Genomic DNA, 20,618 nt, shown 5'->3' with positions numbered 1-20,618 from the left:
TTGGCCCTCCTTAATACTCCAACACTTCCCTTTTAGTGACACCGCTGATAATTGCAGATAATGCGAATGAGAATAGGAAAATGACCACCCCAATAGCCATACCGTAACCGTAAGAAGAATTAGTGTAAGCCTGCTTATACATGTAGCTTAAAAACACCTCCGTCGATCCATCAGGTCCGCCGCCAGTCAGCGCTTGAACGAGTAGAAAACTTAAATTAATCGTACTAATAACGAAGAAAGTTAACGTCGTCCGAATGTTATTCCAAATTAACGGTAAAGTAATACTGAAAAATTGTCTGATTCGTCCAGCACCTTCCAAAGCAGATGCTTCATAAAAACTTTCCGGAATACTTGCCATTGCCGCCATATACATAACCATATAGTAACCAATCGCTTGCCAAATGAGTGCCCCGCCAATGCTGTAGATAGCAATTTTTTGATTGCCGAGCCACATCTTTTGAAGGTTTTCAAGGTTAAATAAAGCAAGTATATTATTTAACAATCCTGTAGTCGGATCATAAACTGCAGAAAATATTCCCGCGATAACTACAACGGATAAGATATTTGGGAGATAAAAAATAATTTGAAAGAAACTTTTACCTTTTATTTTTTCTCTCGTTAACAAAGTAGCAAACAAGATCGCCATCACCATCGTGATAAGTGTAACAATAACAATTAATACGATACTGTTCTGGAGAGATCGAAAGAAATTCATATCATTCCATAAAATCTTGAAGTTTTCTAATCCAACAAATACTTTATTATTAGAAAATCCTCCCCACTTATATAAGGACATCCTGAATACCTCAATCGTAGGAACAATCATAAAAATGGCTAACAGGATTAGTGCGGGTGCAGTACAAACAAAAATAAAAATTCTTTTTTCTGTTGTCTTATTCATGCCATCACCTCAGTTAATAAGTACAATGGTGAGACTAGCGACTCACCATTGTACTTAGTGAAAACGAATTTATTTTAATGCAGACCGTAATTGGTCGCTCACTTTTTCAACAGAGCTTTGCCAATCTTTCACCTTTTTATCACCAGAAATAACACTGTCAATCGTTCTAAATAATGTATCCGGCATACTTACACCTTCAACGGCTTTCGTTGCAGCAAATCCACCTATTCCCACTTTCACTCCATTATCATAGATACTATAGAATGATTTATTTTCACCTGTCAGTTTATTAGAAAGGCCTTTGATAGGCTGAATCGCACTCGATTCAGCAAAAATTTCAGCTGCCTTATCCGAATAAACAAACGTCATGAACTCTTTAGCAAGTTGTTTATTTTTAGCTGCCGAAGGAATCCACATTTGTTCAAAGAAAGTAAATGCATAACGGTCGCTATTAGCATCAATTGTTGGTAAAGCCATCATGCCCCATTCAAACCCTTTAGATCGAGGAGCTTCTTTCATTTCACCAACTACCCATGTACCATTTGGCATAAACAAAGCTTTGTTATCGAGAACCAATTGTTGATTTTTCTTGTAGTCTTTATCATTTGCATTCGCAACAGTAGTTGCTTCTGTGTATTTTCCTAATTTTCCGATAATTCCAAAAGATTTTGTTGCTTCAGAAGTTTCCCAAACACCATCTGCATATTTCATAGCTTTATTAAATAACTCAGGTCCACCCACCCCTAGTAGTAAAGAGTAGAAGAATGTATCAAAGTAGCCTGTTGTAGGATAAGTAAATAATGAAATTCCTTCTGCTTTCGCTTTATCTCCCAAGGCCCACATCTCGTCCCAAGTCTTCGGCACTTCCCAACCTTTTTCCTTAAATAAACTAGCATTATAAAATAATCCAGTTGGACTATAGAACATCGGTGCCATATAAATTTTACCGTCATTATAAGGATTAGTCGCAGGTGTACCCGTAAGCCCTGGTACTAACTTATCTTTCACTTTAACATCTTCACCATAAACATTTTTATCAAAAACATCGGTAATGTCTTCTAATGCTTTATCTTTAATTAAAGTTTCTGTTAGTGCCTGTTTTCTCCCGGTTGCCAACAACACAACATCTGGATATTTTCCTGCTTTCATATTTGAGCCTATGACATCCTCAAGATTTTTGTCCACCGTCAATTTAACATTAACTTTTGGATTAGCAGCTTCATATGCGTCAATGACTTTGCTCCACATCTCTTTACCATAAGCCGATTCAAGTGTTGCCACATGAAGGGTTTGTTTTTCACTGGAGCCTTTACCTTCCTTAGAGTTATCAACTTTTGTAGTATTACCTTGGCAAGCTATTAAACTAAAAGATAACAAAGCTGTCATTCCAGACAACAATAACTTTTTTTTCATCTTTATTTACCCCCATCCCCTAATCTTCCTTTCATAATTAAAGAATACAAAATAGATAACGCTTTCACAATAAACATCTTGTTCTGTTTTTTAGATATCTTGCTTTTTACTGAATATCCCACTAAAATCTTTATAACATAGATAAAAAGTCTACGAAGGAGGGATTCATTTGTCCAATGAAGTATATGAGATTCCACAAATTCAACGAAACCATCTTCCAGTAAAACTTCTTTATATAACAAAATCAAAATACGATAAAGATTGGCATAGTACCATTCATGCGCATCACTTTACAGAGCTATTGTATATTACCAAGGGCAAAGGAACTTTTATCTTTTACAAAGAAGAAATCCCTGTCCAAGAGCACAATTTGATTATCATCAATCCAAATATCGAGCACACAGAAAAATCTGATACGAATTACCCACTCGAATACATCGCACTTGGTATTCAAGGTTTGTCCTTTTCATCCATAGAAAATCCTAGTCAAGTCACTATTCACAACTATAAACAGGATCAAAAGAGCTTCCTCTTCTACCTTCAGCAATTAATTGAGGAAGTGGAAAATCATCAAGAAGATTACGATTTAATTATACAAAATATTCTGGAAATTTTACTACTTAAAATGATGAGAAAAAAATCTTTTAATGTAGAAAAAACATCTACTCAAAAAATCAATAAAGATATTGAATTTATAAAAAACTATATTAAGCAGCATTTTCACGAAAATATAAGTCTGGATACATTAGCAAGAATCAGTCATATTAATAAATATTATTTATCTCATTCCTTCAGGAAATTCGTTGGTGTTTCGCCTATTGAATACTTAATTCAAACTCGTATTAGAGAAAGCAAAATATTATTAGAAACTACCAACTATTCAATTTCTAATATTTCAACCATTACTGGTTTTTAGTTGAAGGAAACAAAGTCGGGATTCGAAAAATCCGATTACATCAAAGGGAGCATCAATTGCTTTCATCCATCTTAACGCCCATTCATACTGATGCATTTTATAAAACAGAAAAAGAAAAATCATGGTATGAAGCATTATACAAAAATAATAATATTTCTATACTATCAGTTCGTTTTTTACACTTTTTCACAACACAACCCATAATAGAGAGAGAAGAATTTCAAGATGCTTTACAGTCCATGTTTTCTTTTACTACTACAATGATATGGGAAACTTCGCAAGCCGGTGTCCTCATATTAGAAGAAAATGTACCTGAGTCTATATTGCGAGCAGCCCTTGATACACTAGAAACAGATTTTTTTATATCCCTATCCTTCTTTATTGGCAGACGCTATACGCAAACAACTGAATTTGCTTATCTGTATGAATGGGAGCGAAAATTATTTTCTGTTCTTTCTCCCTATTTATCCAAAAAAATTACACACATTGAACAACTGCTCCCTTATCAATTAATGATCTCATTATCAAAAGAAGAAAGAAAAAAGTACACGAATCAATTATTGGCACACATTTCGAATGACAAAGAACTTATAGATAGCGTTAAAGTATTCTTCCAATGTAACTTAAATGTATCTCTTGCAGCGAAACAATTATATTTACATCGTAATACTTTGCAGTATCGAATTGATAAATTCATTGAAAAAACAGGAATTAATATAAAAACTTTTGAAGGTGCAGTAGCAGTTTATATGTCGTTTCTTTCTCTAGATATCTCGTGAAGCTCTCATGAAAGACGATAAAATATTCATTTTCTCATACCATCATTGTTTTATGACTTGGAAACTCTTTTTACATATTTTTCTACAAAAAAGTAATACTTTCATCTATAGATTAAAGTACATCCTACAGGTGCTTTCTCGTTTCTTAAATCTGTAAACTTGTATAAAACCCTCTCATTCTTTTGTGCACAATGACGATTTACTTACGGTTATAAAAATCTTATAATTCAATCAATTACAAAAGGGAGTGAATATTTATGACCGAACTAGTATTAGATCATATTTTTAAAGTTTATGATAATAAAACCACTGCTGTTTCTGACTTTAATTTACATATTGAAGATAAAGAGTTTATCGTATTTGTCGGTCCTTCTGGATGCGGGAAATCAACAACGCTACGTATGATTGCAGGTCTAGAAGACATTTCTGATGGTTCGTTTTATATTGATGGAGAGCGTATGAATGATGTCGCTCCAAAAGATCGCAACATTGCGATGGTATTTCAAAATTATGCACTATACCCGCATATGACTGTTTATGATAATATCGCGTTTGGCTTAAAACTACGCAAACTTCCAAAAGATGAAATTAATCGCCGAGTAACGGAGGCAGCGAAAATCTTAGGGCTTGAAGATTACTTACAACGAAAACCAAAGGCATTATCAGGTGGGCAACGCCAACGGGTTGCGCTAGGAAGAGCTATCGTCCGTGACGCAAAAGTATTTTTAATGGACGAGCCTCTATCGAATTTAGACGCAAAATTACGCGTCAGTATGCGTTCAGAAATCTCCAAATTGCATCGTCGTTTAAATACGACCACTATATATGTAACACATGATCAAACAGAAGCCATGACAATGGCTTCACGCCTTGTTGTTATGAAAGATGGGCTCATCCAGCAAGTTGGTACTCCAAAAGAAGTATATGATACTCCTGAAAACATATTTGTTGGTGGATTCATTGGTTCTCCAGCTATGAATTTCTTTACCGGGACATTACAAGAGAACTATTTCTATATAGAAAATATTCGCTTCAAAGTACCAGATGGCCAACTAAAAACATTAAAGCAAAAAGGATATAATGGACAAAAAATCATACTCGGCATTCGTCCTGAAGACATTCATGATGAACCAATCGTTCTTCAATCTTCACCTGAATCCACAGTCGAAATTACAGTAGAAGTTGCTGAATTATTAGGTGCTGAAACGATGATTCATGGAAAACTTTCGAATCAAAACTTTGTTGCGCGAATTAATGCTCGTTCCGAGATTAAAGCTAACGATACACTTCCATTAGCTTTTAGTTTAGCTAAAGCACACTTTTTCGATATCGCCACCGAACAACGTATTCGTAATATTTAATGGATGCATAGCCTCTATTTCAGAAAAAATAGATATAGTTGTGTCAACCATTTCGTGAAAAAGAATTAAATACTAGATTCCCCTGTATATGCGACAGAACCATACGAAAAAACATCTCATATGAATATGAGATGTTTTTTCGTATTTGCTATTCTTTTAATAAATCTATTAATCCATTCCCTTCAGATGTACGTTCATACCCTAAAGGTACAGTTCTTTTAATAAGTTGTGCATATATTTCTGGCTCTGATAACTTTCTACCATATTCTCTCTCACACTGCTTAATGAGCAATGCCAGCGCTCCAGCGACATGCGGTGTCGCCATAGAAGTTCCACTTAATACCGCATATTTCCCCTCAGGATAAGTAGATAAAATTTCATCACCTGGCGCCACTAAATCAATTTCTTGATTCGAATTACTAAAACATGCGATTTTCCGTTCTAAATTGACAGCACCGACTTCAATTACTTCTGAGTACGCACCTGGGAAGTCCAGTTCCTCCGTGTTATCATTACAATCTCCATTATTCCCAGCAGCACATACGACGAGAACATCTTGCCTTACCGCATTTTGAATTGCTTCATGTAATTCTGGAACGTCTTGCGGGCCACCAAGTGACATTGAAATGACTCTAACTCTTTCTTCATTAGGTCCTCTCCAATTTACAGCATAATGAATCGCCTCAATAATTTGCTCATAACTTCCAGAACCATCTCCCGCTAAAACCTTTAATACTAACATTTTAGCAAGTGGTGCGACTCCTAAAACACCGACACCATTTTCATTCGCTGCAATTGTCCCCGCTACATGAGTACCGTGTCCGTTATTATCAAGATAAATATTTGGATCCCCTTCGTAGTCTTTCGTGAAATTTCTTCCACCGATAATACGATCCTTTAAATCAATATGATTCACATCACAACCTGTATCTAATACGGCAACAACAATATCTTTTCCTTTCGCACTCTTCTCCCATACTTGTGGAGCATGAATGAGTTGTACACCTGGCGGGATTTCATTTACTTGTTCAACCACCTTATCTACTGTAAAAGGAATCAATTGTATACCTTTTTGTTTATTCGCTGTACTACTATTCATCGTAATCCCTCCTGAAAATATATTATTTTCATTTCAGACCACTTTTGAAAACGTTTAAATGTAACATTCGTTTTATTCGTTTCGTTTTCCTTCCTTAAAAATATTTCTCAATAAAGCTTACTAATTTTATACTACTCTTTTATTAATCTCGTAATTTTTAGGGACCAAACATCCGATTGGTACAACCAATAACAAAAATAAAAGGACCAATTTAATGGTCCTTTTATAGTTTTTAAAGGATGATATGAAATTTTAAAAATAAAATAAATTAAGACTAAGCCTCACTCTTATTTAAAAACTTCTCTATTTCTTTTATTAAATGTTTCGCTCCATCTATACTAACAGTAATGTTTCCATTTGCTAATGATATGTTTTGATCTGAAACATCACCTGTTATTTGACAAGCATTGTAAGGTTGATATTTTTGTAAAATGACTTTATCTGCTTCTACGAAAATTTCAAGTGGTGATTTGATTTGGATTCCTAATACTTCTCTTAACTCTTTAGGAATAACAATTCGTCCTAATTCGTCTACTTTTCGAATAATTCCTGTTGCTTTCATAATACTCCCCCCTTACTTTCTATTATTTTTTCCACCTCGCTCTTTCCATTTTATCACTTTTTGGTAATACTTGTCTCTTTTTAGAAAATTTTGTACTCGAGTTAAAAAAACACATTTATCGAATACGTAATCTCTCTTTCAATTGTTTTAAATAACGAGATCTTATCAGTAAAAAGTAACCAACTTGAATTCCTACGAAAATACTTAATACAATCGCATTTTCTTTAAATAGTGAGTACTCAAACATCTGTCCCAGAGCAGTTAGCGCTACTGCTCCATGTAATGTTGCAACACCTATTGGAACAAAGAATAAAAGTGCCAATCGGATTGTAACTACTTTCGATAACTCTCCACTCGTTAAGCCTACTTTTCGAATCATTTCAAACAAACGAGTATCACCCTCCAAATCAGAAAACAAACGGAAGTAAAGGAAACTTCCTGCACATACGAAAAATACTATACCAATAAAGAAACCTACAAATAGAATTGGTCCTGCGATTTGTAAACTTTGGTTTTGTTCATACTCTTCTGCACTAAACGTTGCATATTCTTCATAAGGCTTCATTTGATACGTGAGCTCTTTACCAGCCTCTATTTCATGTTTCGTTCCTTCTGTTTTGTACACATAATCTTTTTCCTCTTTAAACCCTTCTTGTAATGCATCATATTGATTTTTAGAGATTACATAAACGTTACCTCTTAGTATTTTACTTAATGAAGAAGTATTAATTTTTTTCACTTTTAAAGATTCATTTAAATGTGGTAAAGTAATTTCTTTTCTTTCTTTCATCGGTGGGCCTGGTATATCGACTGATAAAAATAAAGCTTCTTTTTTGGATACCGCATTAAAGGGTTCTCCTGTTAACTTCGCGTATTCCTTATAGTCGGATTCCTTTATAAAGGTGGCGCTTTTTAACGACTGCTCCTCCGTTTTCTTCGTCGAAATATTAGTTTTTGAAGCTGCTATACTATGTTTCTTTAATCCTTCGTCAATCATCTTCAAATGCTGTGATTCATTACTATTTCCTTGCTTAGAATGATAGTGAAACGCAATTGGTCTCTCCATAATCGCCTTTGTCATTGATGTAAAGCCAACTAATGTACCTATTGCTGAAAATGCTACAGTTGAAATGATGGTTACAATAAAAAACATTCTTGCATTATCTCTCATACGGTAAGCTAAATCTGACAACGTAATAATATTTGTCTGTGTCCAATAGAAACGTTTACTTTTTTTACATAGTCTAATAATAAAGACACTCAACTGCTTGTACAGCAAATACGTACCAATAATGACTACCGTTGTAACAGGAATCATCATGACAAATACCATTGCGCCGTGTGACAGAAGCGCTCCTGCATATCCCGCACAAAGCAATATGACTGCTAATATAGAAGAAATAATGGATGCTTTCGGTTCTGGCTTCGCTTCTGCTGATCCTCTAAACAATTTCATAATTTTATTTTTTCGAATCATTCCTGCACTAAACAATGAAATAATCATAAATAATACGAAAAACATAATACTCGTTACAACAATGGCTTTCATTGGAATGTAGTAGGGTAAGGAAATATCTAACTTTAATATCATGGGCGCTACAAATATTAATATTCCGGAAAATACCATTCCAGAAAGTATCCCAAAAATAATTGCCCCTATTCCAATCATAATATTTTCAAAAAAGATAAGACGCTTTAATTGATATTTTGTCATACCTAACATCATTAAAATTCCTAATTCACGCTTTCTCGTTTTTAAAAACATTCCCATCGAATATAAAATAAAGAAAAATGTAAATAAGTAAATAATAGACTGTGCAAAAGACATACTTACGAACACGTATCGTCCCAATTCTCCAACACTTAATGCCGGATGAAACGCAAAAAACGAATATACAAAAAAGGCCATAATGGCAAATGCACTACTTAAAAAATATGCTGAATATGTTCGTCTATTTCTCGTTACATTCCGATAAGCAAGTTCTCTAATGTTCATATTCCTTCTCCGCCCTTCTACTAACTATGTTCTTATATTAGTAAAGTCCGGAAATACCTTCCATCGATTCAAATGACAAAAACCTTACATTATTGAAAGGTTTCAAAAAAATTGCTTAAACGAAACAGTTTCATTATAATGACTACATTCATATTCATACACGCATCCTATTGTATATTCGTTAGTTTTGCGAAATAATAAAGGATAGAAGTATGTACCAATATACATATAAACTTAATTACCGCTTTAATATGAATAGGAGGAAACATAATGACATTACAAGAACAGATTATGAAAGCATTACATGTTCAGCCTGTAATTGATCCGAAAGCAGAAATCCGTAAACGTGTAGATTTCTTAAAAGATTATGTAAAAAAAACAGGTGCAAAAGGATTTGTACTTGGCATTAGTGGCGGACAAGACTCTACATTAGCTGGACGTTTAGCTCAGCTTGCAGTGGAGGAAATTCGTAATGAAGGTGGTAACGCAACATTTATCGCCGTGCGCCTTCCTTATAAAGTGCAAAAAGATGAAGATGATGCGCAATTAGCATTACAATTTATTCAAGCTGATCAATCTGTTGCATTTGATATCGCTTCAACAGTTGATGCTTTCTCAAATCAATACGAAAACTTATTGGGTGAATCATTAACAGATTTCAATAAAGGTAACGTGAAAGCGCGTATCCGTATGGTTACGCAGTATGCAATCGGCGGCCAACATGGATTACTTGTGATTGGAACTGATCACGCTGCAGAAGCTGTTACAGGATTCTTTACAAAATTCGGAGATGGTGGTGCAGACCTATTACCATTAACGGGTTTAACGAAACGTCAAGGACGTGCTCTTTTACAAGAATTAGGTGCGGATGAGCGACTTTACTTAAAAATGCCAACTGCTGATTTATTAGATGAAAAACCAGGTCAAGCTGATGAAACGGAGTTAGGTATTTCGTATGATCAACTAGATGATTATTTAGAAGGTAAAGCAGTTCCAACTGACGTTGCAGAAAAAATTGAAAAACGTTACACAGTGAGCGAACATAAAAGACAAGTTCCAGCATCAATGTTTGATGATTGGTGGAAATAACTAAAACATAAAAAAGAAGCTAATCTCATTAGCTTCTTTTTTATGTTAACGATACACCCCTACTCTTTTCTCTAGTAAGTCCTGTAAACAATCCTCATGTTGTTGATTAAACAATGGTGGCATTTTGTTTAGCGGGAAAAACTTCAATTCCAACGTTTCATCACCGTCTACTTTTTGCTCTCCACCGGCAATTGAGCATGAAAAGAATATTAAAATTGACTAGGCATTATCTCCATTTGGATATGCTTGAAAATATTTTGTATACACCCCGATAAGCTCATTTATTTCCATGTCATAACCTGTTTCTTCTTTTATTTCTCGAATCGCAGTCTCTGCGGCAGATTCTCCAATTTCCATTGCACCGCCAGGAAATCCCCAAGCGTTAAAATCACCTCTTTTTTGCAGTAATACTTCTCCATGTTCATTCAACACACAACCACCCGCAAAGTTTATGAGAACACAGTCGTGACCTACTTTTTCACGTAATTCTTTTATATAATTAGCCATCCTCTTCTTCTTTTCATACATCTTCTATCGCTATTTTTTATCTTTTTCAAGCAATTCAATCATTCGGTCTAACTTCTCGTTCATATGCATCACTTGTTGTTTTTTTGCAACACTGTTTTGAAATACTCTTCTAATAAACAAAGTAAATGATAGGAAAAACAAAACGATAAGTCCAATTACTAAACAAGTATATATCAATGTAAATATGTTATTTTCGAACAAATTCATTCAGATTCCACATCCTTCCTTTTTAATTTTATCACACAATTCTGTTTTTTAAAGTGATACATAATAAAAAGAGCACCCTTTACAGATGCTCTTCTTCATTAATTAATACGTAAATGTAATTGTCGCTAATGAATAATCTGCCATTGCACTATACGGTGCTACTTGATAAGATACACGTTTTGCACCTTTTGGCCAATTTATTTCATTTAACACTTTCTTTATATCCTGCATTGTTCCATCCATGGATTGCTTATATCGTACTTCTACCTTCTCTGGCTTAGAAGCGAATTGTTGCTGTAATTTTTTCTTAAATTCACTGTAATTGTCTGCCCCGTATTGTGCAGACAAATATTTTAAATTTGTTTCTTTTAACATTTGTTCATATGCAGCAGTCTTTGAACTACCCGCTTTTATTTTGTTTGTTAATTCATTAAAGTAACTTGTAGATGCCGCTGGATATTTACTACGATCCCATTCATGATCTTTACTTAATTGCTCGTCAGACATATTAAAATACGAATATGTTACACGTCCAGCTTTATCTGGTACTGGATCATCGAATGTCGTATCAAGGTGATACCATTTGTTTTCAATGTTTACTAAATTCCATGCGTGAGCTTGTCCATTTCCTGTACCTGTTACAATATGGTTTTCGATCCCCGCTTCTTTTAGCAATTCATATGTTAATAACGTATATCCTTGGCAAACGGCAGAACGATTCGCTAATGCTTCATATGCTGTATACGCTTCATAAGACGTATCATAAGATACATGCTTTACAACGTAATCATGAATAGCTTTTACTTTTTCATGCTCATCCATTCCAGGTTTTATAATTGAACTGATAATTGCTTTTGCCTGAGATTTTACATATTGTGTTTGCTCTTTTGATTCACGGTATTTCACTTGCAGTGTAAACGTATAGTTTCCTGGTAGCCCTTTAATAGAATATTTAGTAGAGGCTACATTATATTTTACATACTCATCTGCATCTACAATTTTATTAAACTCACCATACAATTGATCCATAACATTTCTGGCATTTCTATCTTTCGTTTTATAAGTGATTGTCATATTTTCTTCTCGATTATCAACCTGTTTTTTTAATTCTTTTCTGAAATCATTTAATAGCTTTGCATCTGTTTGTGTTGTCGCTACAGTCGGATTCGTAGCTGCATAAGATACCGTTGACGCGTGTAAGCCTCCCATTACTATAGTTGAACAAAGCAGGGTAGCTGTCACATACTTACTTGTCTTTCCCATCTCGTCACTCCTTACATTCTATAACTATACGAAAAAAGTATCGTATAGTTTCAGAGTATACAATACTTTTTCGTATAGGTCATATGAGATTATGCATATTTAACATTGTAAAAAGGTTGTTCTTTTTACAAGAACAACCTTCTTCATTAACAAGTTTGTAATACACAACATGTATTTTCAAAACGTCGATTTTCCAAGTCTTCATTTCCAATACAGAAATAAAGCATTCCTAAATCTCCCCACATCATATTACAATTTTTAGTATCTGAATCAATTTGGAATAAAAGCGTCATTTGCTGCGGGTCTATCCCCATATATTCTCCTGTCTCATATAATACTTCCTCTTGTACAGAGAATGGCTCTCCAAACATTTGATGGCTATCGTAGTTGTCTGGAATTAACTCTTCAAGCAATTGTAAGAATCGATCTGAATCAGCCTCATCTTCAATGAAGAGCTCTGGCAATTTATATGTCAATTCAAAAGTAGTTGCACACTGGTTATAATTCGTTTGCAATTCATCTGCTCTTCTTAATTGCTCTACAGGAACATCATAATAAAGCACACGCCCCGCTTCAGTTGGCTTCACATCTTCTTCAAAATAATTTTCAACGCTAAAGAAATATAACATTCCTGTCTTAGGGAGATTGTGAGCTATACCAACATTTTGTAAATCATTTAAATTAAATTGAGCGAGAAACTGTAACGGATTTCCTTTATGCGTTGGGTATTCAAATGTAGCTGGCAAATCAGGAGCTCCTCCCATTTTCGAACTACCTACCGCAACTGTTGCCTCCTGCTTTGGCACAACTTTCACACAAGGAAATACAGTATTAATAAGTTCCTCTTTTAAATGTGTCAGCCCATATTTATCAATTAATACTTCAATTTGTTTATTCATAAATTCTCCTTATATTTACATACTTATTTGTATCATTGTACAAAAATTATACTCCATTCTTTGTAAAAACAACAAGCCTCCAAAAAAACGGGCTCTTCCTACATACGCGAACAAGTTTAAAAAAGCATAGTATACATTGTTCCTACAAACACGATAGTTCATTATTTCTTCCAGTACATTTTTCCCTCGTTCATTTTTATTTTTAATATAAGGAGGAATTCCACATGGGTTACGGATATAGTTGCGGCGGTTACGGTGGTAGTTGCGGTGGATGTGGTTATGGAGGTTTCGCTTTATTAATCGTTTTATTTATCCTTCTAATCATCATCGGAGCTAGCTGTTGGGGCGGCTTTGTAGGCTGCTAGTTAATTTAAAAACTATTGTAAAAAAGCACGTACAATACGTGCTTTTTTGCCATTTTCAAATTTTTTATGTGAAAGGAAGTATGATTGATGAAGATTGATGGTGTTTTTGAAGGGGGCGGTGTACGCGGAATTGCGCATGTAGGGGCAATTTGCGCGTTAGCTGAAAACGGCTATGAATGGGAACGTGTAGCTGGAACATCAGCTGGTTCCATTATCGCTGCGCTCCTAGCAGCAGGATACTCTTGCTCAGAGTTAAAAACGATTATAACTGATATCGATTATAATAAATTTACGAAAAGAACCTTTATTGACAGAATCCCGTTTATCGGAAAAGGATTAAGCGCATGGACTACTCTTGGTATTTACTCTAATATTTTCATAGAAGAATGGATTGAGGAATTACTTCGAAAAAAAGGAGTTCACTTATTTACAGATTTACCTGATTTAAATAAGCTTAAAATTATCGCTTCTGATATAAGTAATGGCAAAATGGTTATCTTTCCCGATGACTTACCGAACTACGGATTTTTAAATTATCGCTTCTCTATTGCTAAAGCTGTAAGAATGAGTAGTACAATCCCCTTCTTTTTTGAACCCGTAAAATGGAGAACCCCCAAATGGAAGCAACCTTGTTATATGGTTGATGGAGGGATTTTAAGCAATTACCCAATTTGGATTTTCGACTCACCTACCTCTCCTCGCTGGCCGACTTTTGGATTTCATTTCGTAAAAGATGAGATTCAAGCTGATCCCGCTCACTATAACGAGCCTATCTCCATGTTCAAAGGACTATTTAAAACAATGATGCAAGCCCATGATTTACGTCATTTAGATAAGGAATCAAAAGCAAGAACGATTATAATTCCAACAGGAGCCATTACTAGTACAAACTTTGACTTAACAAAGGAAGAAAAAGAGTGGCTTTACAATTCTGGTTATAACGCCGCAAATAAGTTTTTACAATCGTGGAATTTCAGACAATATATTGATGCATATAGAAACGGAAATCAGGACCGAAAAACAAATCGGTATTTCCGTCAACTTGACTCATAATACTATTATTTTTCATACGAGAACACGTAACGCTTTCAAAAAAATAAGCCTAGTAATATCATATATTACTAGGCTTATTTACTTCTTGTATCATTATGATACGTAGCTTAAGGATAAGTTAACCCTTCAGCTTCCTCCGCAGTAATAACTGTATATCGATTTCCTGTTCGTAATCCTAACAATTCTGCTTTTTCAATTGCATCCTGCTTCGTATCCGCATAAGCAGCTAAATATTTATCTCCATTGATAATTTGGCAAATTACATATTGTTTCATTATTTTCTCCTCTTACTTTTTCATTAGTTGTGCAAGCTTTTTTATACCTATTTCAATTTCTTCTAACGTTGCGTATGAATATGATAGACGCAAAAATTGGTTTGCACTTCTATCATATAAAGTACCTGGATTTAATAAAATCTTTTCTTTCAAAGCTTTGTCAAATAAGTTACGGTTCGAAACGGGTACATTCATATGTAACCAAATATAAAAACCACCTGTCGGTTCATACCATGTTGCTATATCACGACAATATTTCTCTAACATTTGTAACATAAAATCTCTGCGTTTTTTCAACTTAGTTCTTACAACCTGTAAATGTTCATCATACAATCCATTTGTAAACCATTCCGCTGCAATTTGTTGGGATATAGAACTTGAACCATAATCTGTTTGCATTTTTATGTCTGCCAATCTTTGAATGACAGGCTCAGATCCAACAATCCATCCAATTCTTAATCCTGGACTAATAACTTTAGACATACTCCCGATATGTAGTACAATTCCGTTTTTATCATATGCTTTTAATGGCTTTGAAACAGGCTCATCAAACCATAAGTCTTGATATACCGCGTCCTCTATAATAGGTAATCCAATTTCGTTACATATTTCCATCACTTCTATTCGCTTCTTCGTATTCATACTAAAGTTCGTCGGATTATGAAAAGATGGAATTGTATATAAAATAGATGCATTAAATTGCATCTTATATTTTGTAATATATGATGCATGTATACCATTCTCATCCATTGGTATTCCAATTAAACGCATTCCTGCAGATTGAAAAACATTAAGCGAATATAAATAAGATGGTTTTTCTAATAAGATGGATGCCCCTTTTGGAAGAAGCCCCATAGAAATAAGTTGCAACGCTTGAATTGCTCCTGAAACAATTAATATAGAATCAGGAGTTACATATACACCATGTCCTTTTAAGTAGTCCGCAATCTTTTCCCTTAAAGAGAGACTTCCTTTCGGCTCTTCATAGCCAAGTGTCACCTTTGATGCTAAAAGCTTATTCATAATCTCTTTCATCTTTTTTTCAGGTAAAAGACTTGGCGCGAGCTCACCTGTTCCTAAACGAATTACATGCGGATAAAATTCAGCTTGATTAATCTCTTGAATAGCAGGCAGATTCGGGTAATGAAGTCCTGTTTCTACATAAGACTGCCAATTAGGTGGGGGTGCGTACGTTGAAGTATTCTCATTATTATTTACAACAATTGTTCCTTTCCTGCCATTTCCTTCAATGTATCCCTTTGCCACTAGCTCATCGAAAGCCATTACAATTGTACTCCGGTTCACACCAAATGTATGTGCCAAATCTCTTTGTGAAGGTAATTTCGTTCCAACAGTCCATTCTCCATTAACGATTCTTTCTTTTATATACGTTTCTATTTGTTTATACAGAGGAGTCGCTAGAGACATATTCGGTTTCCAAACGGATCTTTCCATCATATCACCTTATATTCTTTTTGGTTGGTAACCTCTCCAACCATATGGATGGATACAAATTTTCATTTCTTCTATACAATATACACTATCATAATGAATTAAAATAGGAGGTAATATGATGAGTGAAGCAATTATTCATGGTATCATTCTTGCATTTGGTCTTATCATTCCATTAGGCGTCCAAAATGTTTTCGTCTTTAATCAAGGTGCGAGCCAACCAAACATTTGGAGGGCAGCCCCTGTAGTATTAACTGCCTCTATATGTGATACGTTACTCATATTGATTGCGGTGCAAGGTGTCTCCCTTGTACTCCTTACTTTTTCTTGGCTAACTAACACGTTATATATAATTGGATTTTTCTTTCTCCTATATATGGGCTTTGTTATTTGGAGAAGTAACCCTTCCAACGATATTAAACAAGAAAACATCATGCCATTAAAAAAGCAAATCCTTTTTGCTGCATCGGTTTCGTTATTAAATCCACATGCAATTTTAGATACAATCGGTGTAATCGGAACAAATTCTATTCAATACATAGGAAGTGAAAAATGGGCTTTCACACTTGCAACTATTATCGTTTCTTGGATTTGGTTTATAAGCTTAGCTTTAGCGGGGAAATTTCTAAAAAGAATAGACTCAACTGGAAAGACAATCGTATTATTAAATAAGTTTTCGGGCCTCATCATATGGGGTGTTGCGCTTTATATGTTAAAACAAGTTATGTATTCTTAATGAACGAAAGAGAATTGCATGTTATCTAAAACATCATGCAATTCTCTTACAAATTATGAAGTAGGTTCCGATTTCTCTTTTACGTTCTTTGCATCTTTTGCTGGTTTAATCCAAATCATTGCTATAACGGCACCAATACCAGCGAAAATACTTGTTACATAAAACACTTCATGGTCAGCACCTTTCATGAAAAAAGAATATAGAGGTGGGCCAGCTGCTACACCGATAAATCGCATGGAACTATAAAAAGATGTAACCGTTCCCCTTTGCTCCTTTTCAATTCCTTGTGTAATTAGGGAGTCTAAACATGGGAGTGCCATACCAATTCCTATCCCCATGATAACGAGACAAAGAAGTAGTAAATAAATCCCTTTTATAAATAAAGGAATGATGACTGATGCAGCTGCCATTAAAAAACCAATATAAATACACTTCTTCATAACATTTTGATTATCTCCAATTTTTTTACCGGCCATATATGAACTAAGTGACAGTACAAGTAGCGGGATAGCAAGTACACACCCTTTCCATACACCATGAATGTCATACTTTGATTCCAGTATCGTCGACAAATAAAAGAGAATTCCGAATAAAATAAGCATAATAATTGCACCTAATGCAAAAATGGCAATTAACCATCTTCCCTTTTCTCGAAACGTAGAGATAATCGATTTTATAAACTCTTTAAGTGGTGGTACTTCTCCTTCTTGTTTCTTTGCCTTTACTAGAACAAGTAACAAAACAATTGATACTACGCATAAAACTGGAATCGCCCAAAATGGTAAGAACCATACAATGGCAGCAAGAGCAGATCCTAAAATAGGGCTCAGCACTTTTCCAAATGTATTGGATGTTTCAATGATTCCTAAACCTGTACTAACTTGTTTTTCATCTTTATATAAATCACCAACACAAGGTATAACAACTGGCATTGCACCAGCTGCACCAATACCTTGAATCGCTCTACCAATCAGTATCCAAGTGTAGGGATTATCAACTTTCCATGATACCCAACCTGTTACCGCTCCGCCTATAGCCGCAATCAGCAAACTCGGAACCATTATCATCTTTCGTCCCCATCTATCTGATAAATAACCAGCAATCGGTATAAGTAAAATGGCTACAATAGAGTAAATTGTAATAATCATGGATACTTGAAACGATGAAATATGTAATTTCTTTTCGATAGTCGGTAGGATTGGAATAAGCATTGAATTCCCTAATGTCATAACAAGTGGAACTGATGCAAGCGCAATTAAACAACAGTTTTCTTTTTTTAACATGTTGGCTTCGGAACCCTTTCATCGTATATTTCTGACCATATAATAGCCCTGCTGGAACGTAATTTTTCATTCCACCAGGGCTATTACATCTTTACTACTTCCCATTCACAACAAAAGAAATTGGGGAAAATATAGTATTATTCCTATTCTTTGAATCCAGTTCGCAATATATTCATACCAATTAATTGAAAAAAAAAGAAAGGAAGAATCCTTCCTTTCTCCTATAACCTTCTACAATTAGCGAGTATATCCGCCACCAAGTTGTTGTTCTGCCATCGCTACTAGACGTTTTGTAATTTCACCGCCTACAGAACCGTTTGCACGTGAAGAAGTATCAGCGCCAAGTTGTACACCAAATTCTTGTGCAATTTCATATTTCATTTGATCTAAAGCTGCTTGTGCTCCATGTGATGCTAATTGATTAGAGTTACGATTTCTAGCCATTACCAATCACCTCCTTATTTATATATAAATTGTGTTAAATTTTAATTTAAATACATGGTAATTTTTGGTTATTTATATTTTAAAAAAAGAGTCTCTACAATGAGAGACTCTTACATCATTTTATATTAAGAAGTTACTACTTCTAAATTTCTATTTGTTAATACTTTCATTTCTTCTTTTAATATATCTTTCGCATTATGTCCAAACCATTCGAGTGAAGCAAAATGGTCAGTATTTCTCACTTCCTGAATAATATCATCATAATTTACCACACCTTCAAATAATGGAACCATACCAATTCGACTTCCCGCTGCTGCATATACATTATTTGGTTCAAACACATGCAAATAATCTGCTGACGATATATTCTTAAAATGGTAATGTTGTATCCACGGCTTTAGTCGATGGAAGCTGTCTATTGGATCTGCACCAGACTCCCATATATGAAGAAAATCAAGGTTTATTTTCAAATTCGGATGATCTACTTCTCCTAATAATTCCAAAGTAGAAGGCAGCGTATCCGTTAACGTATTTGGATGTGTTTCTAAAAGTACATACATATTATGCTGAGCAAATACTTCACAAATCATGCGAATACGATTCACATACTCTTTTCTCTCCTTTTCCGAGAAATCTTCGCTACCTTTTTGTCCAGCAAACGTACGAATTTTGTTTGTTTTAAACCAATTAGCTAATATTGTAAGTTGTTCACATTTCTCTATCGTTTTTTCAAAATCTGCCGATAATGATATGTCTAAGTAATCACTTATCATCGTAACTTCCAAGCTTTTATCCTTTAAACAATTCAATTCTCGTTCTGTCGTTTCATACTCTTGCATATACAAATTTTGTGCATGCGTCCCCCACAATTCAATTCCTTCAAAACCGTTTTCATATGCAAATTGAACAATATCAGTAAATGAAATTAATTGATGACGAAAGGAAATAGTACATAATGAATATTTCATAGGTTTGAACTCCCTTATCTTAAATTCAGTTAGGTTTTTAAAACGCTAAGACAGACTCGTTTGTTTTCATTTCTTTCCATGATAAAAACTGTCTCTCTAATTCAGCCTTAATTTGCAGTTCAATTGCATTCATTTCATCCAACTTTTCAACAATTGATAATAACATGCCTTTATTATTCGTCATCGCCATTTTAATTGCTCGATACTGTACATTTGTAAATCCTTGTACAATATCCTCTACCCGATCACACCAATAATCAAACTCTTGCTCCGAATATTGCAACGTTTCACGGAAGTATGCAAAGGCATGTTCATAACTATATTTACGAATTGCAAGTACTGGTATTTGCTTCGCTGCCGCTACAAGACCCGAAAGCGAATAACCTTCTTCTTCATTTGCCATTTTTATAATTAAATTTTTCAATTCCATAGTCAGTTCATTGTCATTTCTTTTGAAAGTTTCTATGAAATAACTCGCTACCATTTCTTCTGTTGGCTCCTGAATTTCTTCTACATCAATGAAATACCCTCCACCAAATGGGTTATCTTGAACAGAGTGAAGCACTTTTTCTCTTTCCATATTCCCTTCCCAGCGAAAATCAGGATCTAGCATGAACCATTCTTCTTCTTTCTCTGTCTTCGATATCATTAAATAATGCGGAAACGGTTTTTGATGAAATTTATTTTCCCTCTCTGGCAATAGAGACATATCAACCATTACAATGACATAGCGATTTTCTGGCTTGTTTTCTACTAATTGTAAAAACGTTTCTACATTGCTATCTTTACCTTTTGCATGATCATACCATTCGTTCACTTTCATACCGTACAATTTTTCATACCATAATAAATAATTATCATGGTTAATATTTTCGGAGTGATACGAAATAATGCCGCCTTCTGTTATATCAAAATCTCCGTCCCATAATCCAAAATAAAATGGACGGAAATCTATATCGCTACGCCTTTTTATAATTTCACAAAAACAACTCACTAAACAGTGAACTTTAATTGAAGTCATATTCTCAT

General features: G+C 34.5%; 20 protein-coding genes and 2 pseudogenes. 7 read left to right on the top strand and 15 right to left on the bottom strand.

What is annotated here, in order from left to right; translation table 11 throughout:
- Positions 1-10: 10 nt before the first annotated feature.
- Both QCI41_RS28540 and QCI41_RS28535 read right to left on the bottom strand, forming a co-directional pair.
- Complete coding sequence (locus QCI41_RS28540; RefSeq protein ID WP_353836046.1) at positions 11-901, bottom strand: carbohydrate ABC transporter permease; 891 nt, start codon at positions 899-901, stop codon at positions 11-13.
- 69 nt (positions 902-970) lie between these two features.
- Positions 971-2,314, bottom strand: coding sequence for a carbohydrate ABC transporter substrate-binding protein (locus tag QCI41_RS28535; RefSeq protein WP_353836047.1), 1,344 nt, complete (start codon positions 2,312-2,314; stop codon positions 971-973).
- Positions 2,315-2,483: 169 nt separating this feature from the next.
- Here QCI41_RS28535 and QCI41_RS28530 point away from each other — a divergent pair, with 169 nt between their 5' ends.
- The 3 genes and pseudogenes from QCI41_RS28530 to QCI41_RS28520 all read left to right on the top strand — a co-directional run bounded on the left by QCI41_RS28530 (position 2,484) and on the right by QCI41_RS28520 (position 5,370).
- Positions 2,484-3,230: an AraC family ligand binding domain-containing protein gene (locus tag QCI41_RS28530; RefSeq protein ID WP_353836048.1), complete on the top strand. Its 747-nt coding sequence runs from the start codon at positions 2,484-2,486 to the stop codon at positions 3,228-3,230.
- A pseudogene (locus QCI41_RS28525) lies at positions 3,221-4,009 on the top strand (PucR family transcriptional regulator); the annotation flags it as partial. The gene QCI41_RS28530 and the pseudogene QCI41_RS28525, both read left to right, overlap by 10 nt.
- A gap of 257 nt (positions 4,010-4,266) precedes the next feature.
- Positions 4,267-5,370, top strand: coding sequence for an ABC transporter ATP-binding protein (locus tag QCI41_RS28520; protein ID WP_000138024.1), 1,104 nt, complete (start codon positions 4,267-4,269; stop codon positions 5,368-5,370).
- Between the two features lie 148 nt (positions 5,371-5,518).
- Here QCI41_RS28520 and QCI41_RS28515 read toward each other — a convergent pair whose 3' ends face one another.
- The 3 genes from QCI41_RS28515 to QCI41_RS28505 all read right to left on the bottom strand — a co-directional run bounded on the left by QCI41_RS28515 (position 5,519) and on the right by QCI41_RS28505 (position 9,027).
- Positions 5,519-6,469, bottom strand: a complete 951-nt coding sequence (locus tag QCI41_RS28515) for a serine protease (protein ID WP_353836049.1) — start codon at positions 6,467-6,469, stop codon at positions 5,519-5,521.
- A 274-nt stretch (positions 6,470-6,743) separates the two neighbouring features.
- Positions 6,744-7,031 carry an AbrB/MazE/SpoVT family DNA-binding domain-containing protein gene (locus QCI41_RS28510; RefSeq protein ID WP_000648282.1) on the bottom strand — a complete coding sequence of 96 codons (288 nt, stop codon included), beginning with the start codon at positions 7,029-7,031 and terminating at the stop codon, positions 6,744-6,746.
- A 115-nt stretch (positions 7,032-7,146) separates the two neighbouring features.
- Positions 7,147-9,027 (bottom strand): FtsX-like permease family protein, encoded by a 1,881-nt coding sequence (locus QCI41_RS28505; RefSeq protein ID WP_353836050.1) that lies wholly within the window; start codon positions 9,025-9,027, stop codon positions 7,147-7,149.
- 270 nt (positions 9,028-9,297) lie between these two features.
- Between QCI41_RS28505 and nadE the strand changes: the two genes are divergently transcribed.
- On the top strand, positions 9,298-10,116 hold the full coding sequence (gene nadE, locus QCI41_RS28500) for an ammonia-dependent NAD(+) synthetase (protein ID WP_046959191.1): 819 nt from the start codon (positions 9,298-9,300) through the stop codon (positions 10,114-10,116).
- 45 nt (positions 10,117-10,161) lie between these two features.
- On the opposite strand, the pseudogene QCI41_RS28495 reads toward nadE, so the two are convergent.
- The 4 genes and pseudogenes from QCI41_RS28495 to QCI41_RS28480 form a co-directional block, all read right to left on the bottom strand.
- Positions 10,162-10,623: pseudogene (locus QCI41_RS28495) on the bottom strand (NUDIX hydrolase).
- Positions 10,624-10,653: 30 nt separating this feature from the next.
- Positions 10,654-10,851 (bottom strand): DUF4083 domain-containing protein, encoded by a 198-nt coding sequence (locus QCI41_RS28490; protein WP_060490064.1) that lies wholly within the window; start codon positions 10,849-10,851, stop codon positions 10,654-10,656.
- Positions 10,852-10,953: 102 nt separating this feature from the next.
- Positions 10,954-12,114, bottom strand: a complete 1,161-nt coding sequence (locus QCI41_RS28485) for a transglutaminase domain-containing protein (protein ID WP_046954988.1) — start codon at positions 12,112-12,114, stop codon at positions 10,954-10,956.
- Between the two features lie 146 nt (positions 12,115-12,260).
- Positions 12,261-13,013, bottom strand: coding sequence for a YwqG family protein (locus QCI41_RS28480; protein WP_353836051.1), 753 nt, complete (start codon positions 13,011-13,013; stop codon positions 12,261-12,263).
- 224 nt (positions 13,014-13,237) lie between these two features.
- Here QCI41_RS28480 and QCI41_RS28475 point away from each other — a divergent pair, with 224 nt between their 5' ends.
- Positions 13,238-13,378, top strand: coding sequence for a YjcZ family sporulation protein (locus tag QCI41_RS28475; RefSeq protein WP_000540423.1), 141 nt, complete (start codon positions 13,238-13,240; stop codon positions 13,376-13,378).
- 87 nt (positions 13,379-13,465) lie between these two features.
- Positions 13,466-14,431, top strand: coding sequence for a patatin-like phospholipase family protein (locus QCI41_RS28470; protein ID WP_353836052.1), 966 nt, complete (start codon positions 13,466-13,468; stop codon positions 14,429-14,431).
- A 107-nt stretch (positions 14,432-14,538) separates the two neighbouring features.
- On the opposite strand, the gene QCI41_RS28465 is transcribed toward QCI41_RS28470, so the two are convergent.
- Together QCI41_RS28465 and pdxR are read right to left on the bottom strand one after the other, a co-directional pair.
- Entirely contained in the window at positions 14,539-14,706 is a 168-nt protein-coding gene (locus tag QCI41_RS28465; protein WP_046954990.1) for a DUF3933 family protein, read from the bottom strand.
- A gap of 12 nt (positions 14,707-14,718) precedes the next feature.
- Complete coding sequence (pdxR, locus tag QCI41_RS28460; protein WP_353836053.1) at positions 14,719-16,164, bottom strand: MocR-like pyridoxine biosynthesis transcription factor PdxR; 1,446 nt, start codon at positions 16,162-16,164, stop codon at positions 14,719-14,721.
- 115 nt (positions 16,165-16,279) lie between these two features.
- Here pdxR and QCI41_RS28455 point away from each other — a divergent pair, with 115 nt between their 5' ends.
- On the top strand, positions 16,280-16,894 hold the full coding sequence (locus tag QCI41_RS28455) for a LysE/ArgO family amino acid transporter (protein WP_353836054.1): 615 nt from the start codon (positions 16,280-16,282) through the stop codon (positions 16,892-16,894).
- A gap of 53 nt (positions 16,895-16,947) precedes the next feature.
- Here the strand turns inward: QCI41_RS28455 and bcbE are convergent, their stop codons facing one another.
- From bcbE to asbE, 4 genes are all read right to left on the bottom strand, one after another.
- The gene (gene bcbE / locus QCI41_RS28450) at positions 16,948-18,177 is read right to left on the bottom strand and encodes a bacillibactin exporter BcbE (RefSeq protein ID WP_000913349.1); all 1,230 of its coding nucleotides are present in this window, start codon (positions 18,175-18,177) and stop codon (positions 16,948-16,950) included.
- A gap of 237 nt (positions 18,178-18,414) precedes the next feature.
- Positions 18,415-18,621, bottom strand: a complete 207-nt coding sequence (locus QCI41_RS28445) for an alpha/beta-type small acid-soluble spore protein (RefSeq protein WP_000113545.1) — start codon at positions 18,619-18,621, stop codon at positions 18,415-18,417.
- Positions 18,622-18,746: 125 nt separating this feature from the next.
- Complete coding sequence (locus QCI41_RS28440) at positions 18,747-19,589, bottom strand: sugar phosphate isomerase/epimerase family protein (protein ID WP_353836055.1); 843 nt, start codon at positions 19,587-19,589, stop codon at positions 18,747-18,749.
- A gap of 37 nt (positions 19,590-19,626) precedes the next feature.
- Positions 19,627-20,610: a petrobactin biosynthesis protein AsbE gene (gene asbE / locus QCI41_RS28435; RefSeq protein ID WP_353836056.1), complete on the bottom strand. Its 984-nt coding sequence runs from the start codon at positions 20,608-20,610 to the stop codon at positions 19,627-19,629.
- Positions 20,611-20,618: the final 8 nt, after the last annotated feature.

The organism is Bacillus cereus group sp. MG4, assembly GCF_040460055.1.
Classification (GTDB): Bacteria; Bacillota; Bacilli; order Bacillales; family Bacillaceae_G; genus Bacillus_A; species Bacillus_A wiedmannii.
This window is presented reverse-complemented; position numbering and strand designations above follow the sequence as displayed.

Coding starts and splice junctions, on each gene's coding strand:
- QCI41_RS28540 (WP_353836046.1), bottom strand. CDS start 901: ATGAATAAGACAACAGAAAAAAGAATTTTTATTTTTGTTTGTACTGCA.
- QCI41_RS28535 (WP_353836047.1), bottom strand. CDS start 2,314: ATGAAAAAAAAGTTATTGTTGTCTGGAATGACAGCTTTGTTATCTTTT.
- QCI41_RS28520 (WP_000138024.1), top strand. CDS start 4,267: ATGACCGAACTAGTATTAGATCATATTTTTAAAGTTTATGATAATAAA.
- QCI41_RS28515 (WP_353836049.1), bottom strand. CDS start 6,469: ATGAATAGTAGTACAGCGAATAAACAAAAAGGTATACAATTGATTCCT.
- QCI41_RS28510 (WP_000648282.1), bottom strand. CDS start 7,031: ATGAAAGCAACAGGAATTATTCGAAAAGTAGACGAATTAGGACGAATT.
- QCI41_RS28505 (WP_353836050.1), bottom strand. CDS start 9,027: ATGAACATTAGAGAACTTGCTTATCGGAATGTAACGAGAAATAGACGA.
- nadE (WP_046959191.1), top strand. CDS start 9,298: ATGACATTACAAGAACAGATTATGAAAGCATTACATGTTCAGCCTGTA.
- QCI41_RS28490 (WP_060490064.1), bottom strand. CDS start 10,851: ATGAATTTGTTCGAAAATAACATATTTACATTGATATATACTTGTTTA.
- QCI41_RS28485 (WP_046954988.1), bottom strand. CDS start 12,114: ATGGGAAAGACAAGTAAGTATGTGACAGCTACCCTGCTTTGTTCAACT.
- QCI41_RS28480 (WP_353836051.1), bottom strand. CDS start 13,013: ATGAATAAACAAATTGAAGTATTAATTGATAAATATGGGCTGACACAT.
- QCI41_RS28475 (WP_000540423.1), top strand. CDS start 13,238: ATGGGTTACGGATATAGTTGCGGCGGTTACGGTGGTAGTTGCGGTGGA.
- QCI41_RS28470 (WP_353836052.1), top strand. CDS start 13,466: ATGAAGATTGATGGTGTTTTTGAAGGGGGCGGTGTACGCGGAATTGCG.
- QCI41_RS28465 (WP_046954990.1), bottom strand. CDS start 14,706: ATGAAACAATATGTAATTTGCCAAATTATCAATGGAGATAAATATTTA.
- pdxR (WP_353836053.1), bottom strand. CDS start 16,164: ATGATGGAAAGATCCGTTTGGAAACCGAATATGTCTCTAGCGACTCCT.
- QCI41_RS28455 (WP_353836054.1), top strand. CDS start 16,280: ATGAGTGAAGCAATTATTCATGGTATCATTCTTGCATTTGGTCTTATC.
- bcbE (WP_000913349.1), bottom strand. CDS start 18,177: ATGTTAAAAAAAGAAAACTGTTGTTTAATTGCGCTTGCATCAGTTCCA.
- QCI41_RS28445 (WP_000113545.1), bottom strand. CDS start 18,621: ATGGCTAGAAATCGTAACTCTAATCAATTAGCATCACATGGAGCACAA.
- QCI41_RS28440 (WP_353836055.1), bottom strand. CDS start 19,589: ATGAAATATTCATTATGTACTATTTCCTTTCGTCATCAATTAATTTCA.
- asbE (WP_353836056.1), bottom strand. CDS start 20,610: ATGACTTCAATTAAAGTTCACTGTTTAGTGAGTTGTTTTTGTGAAATT.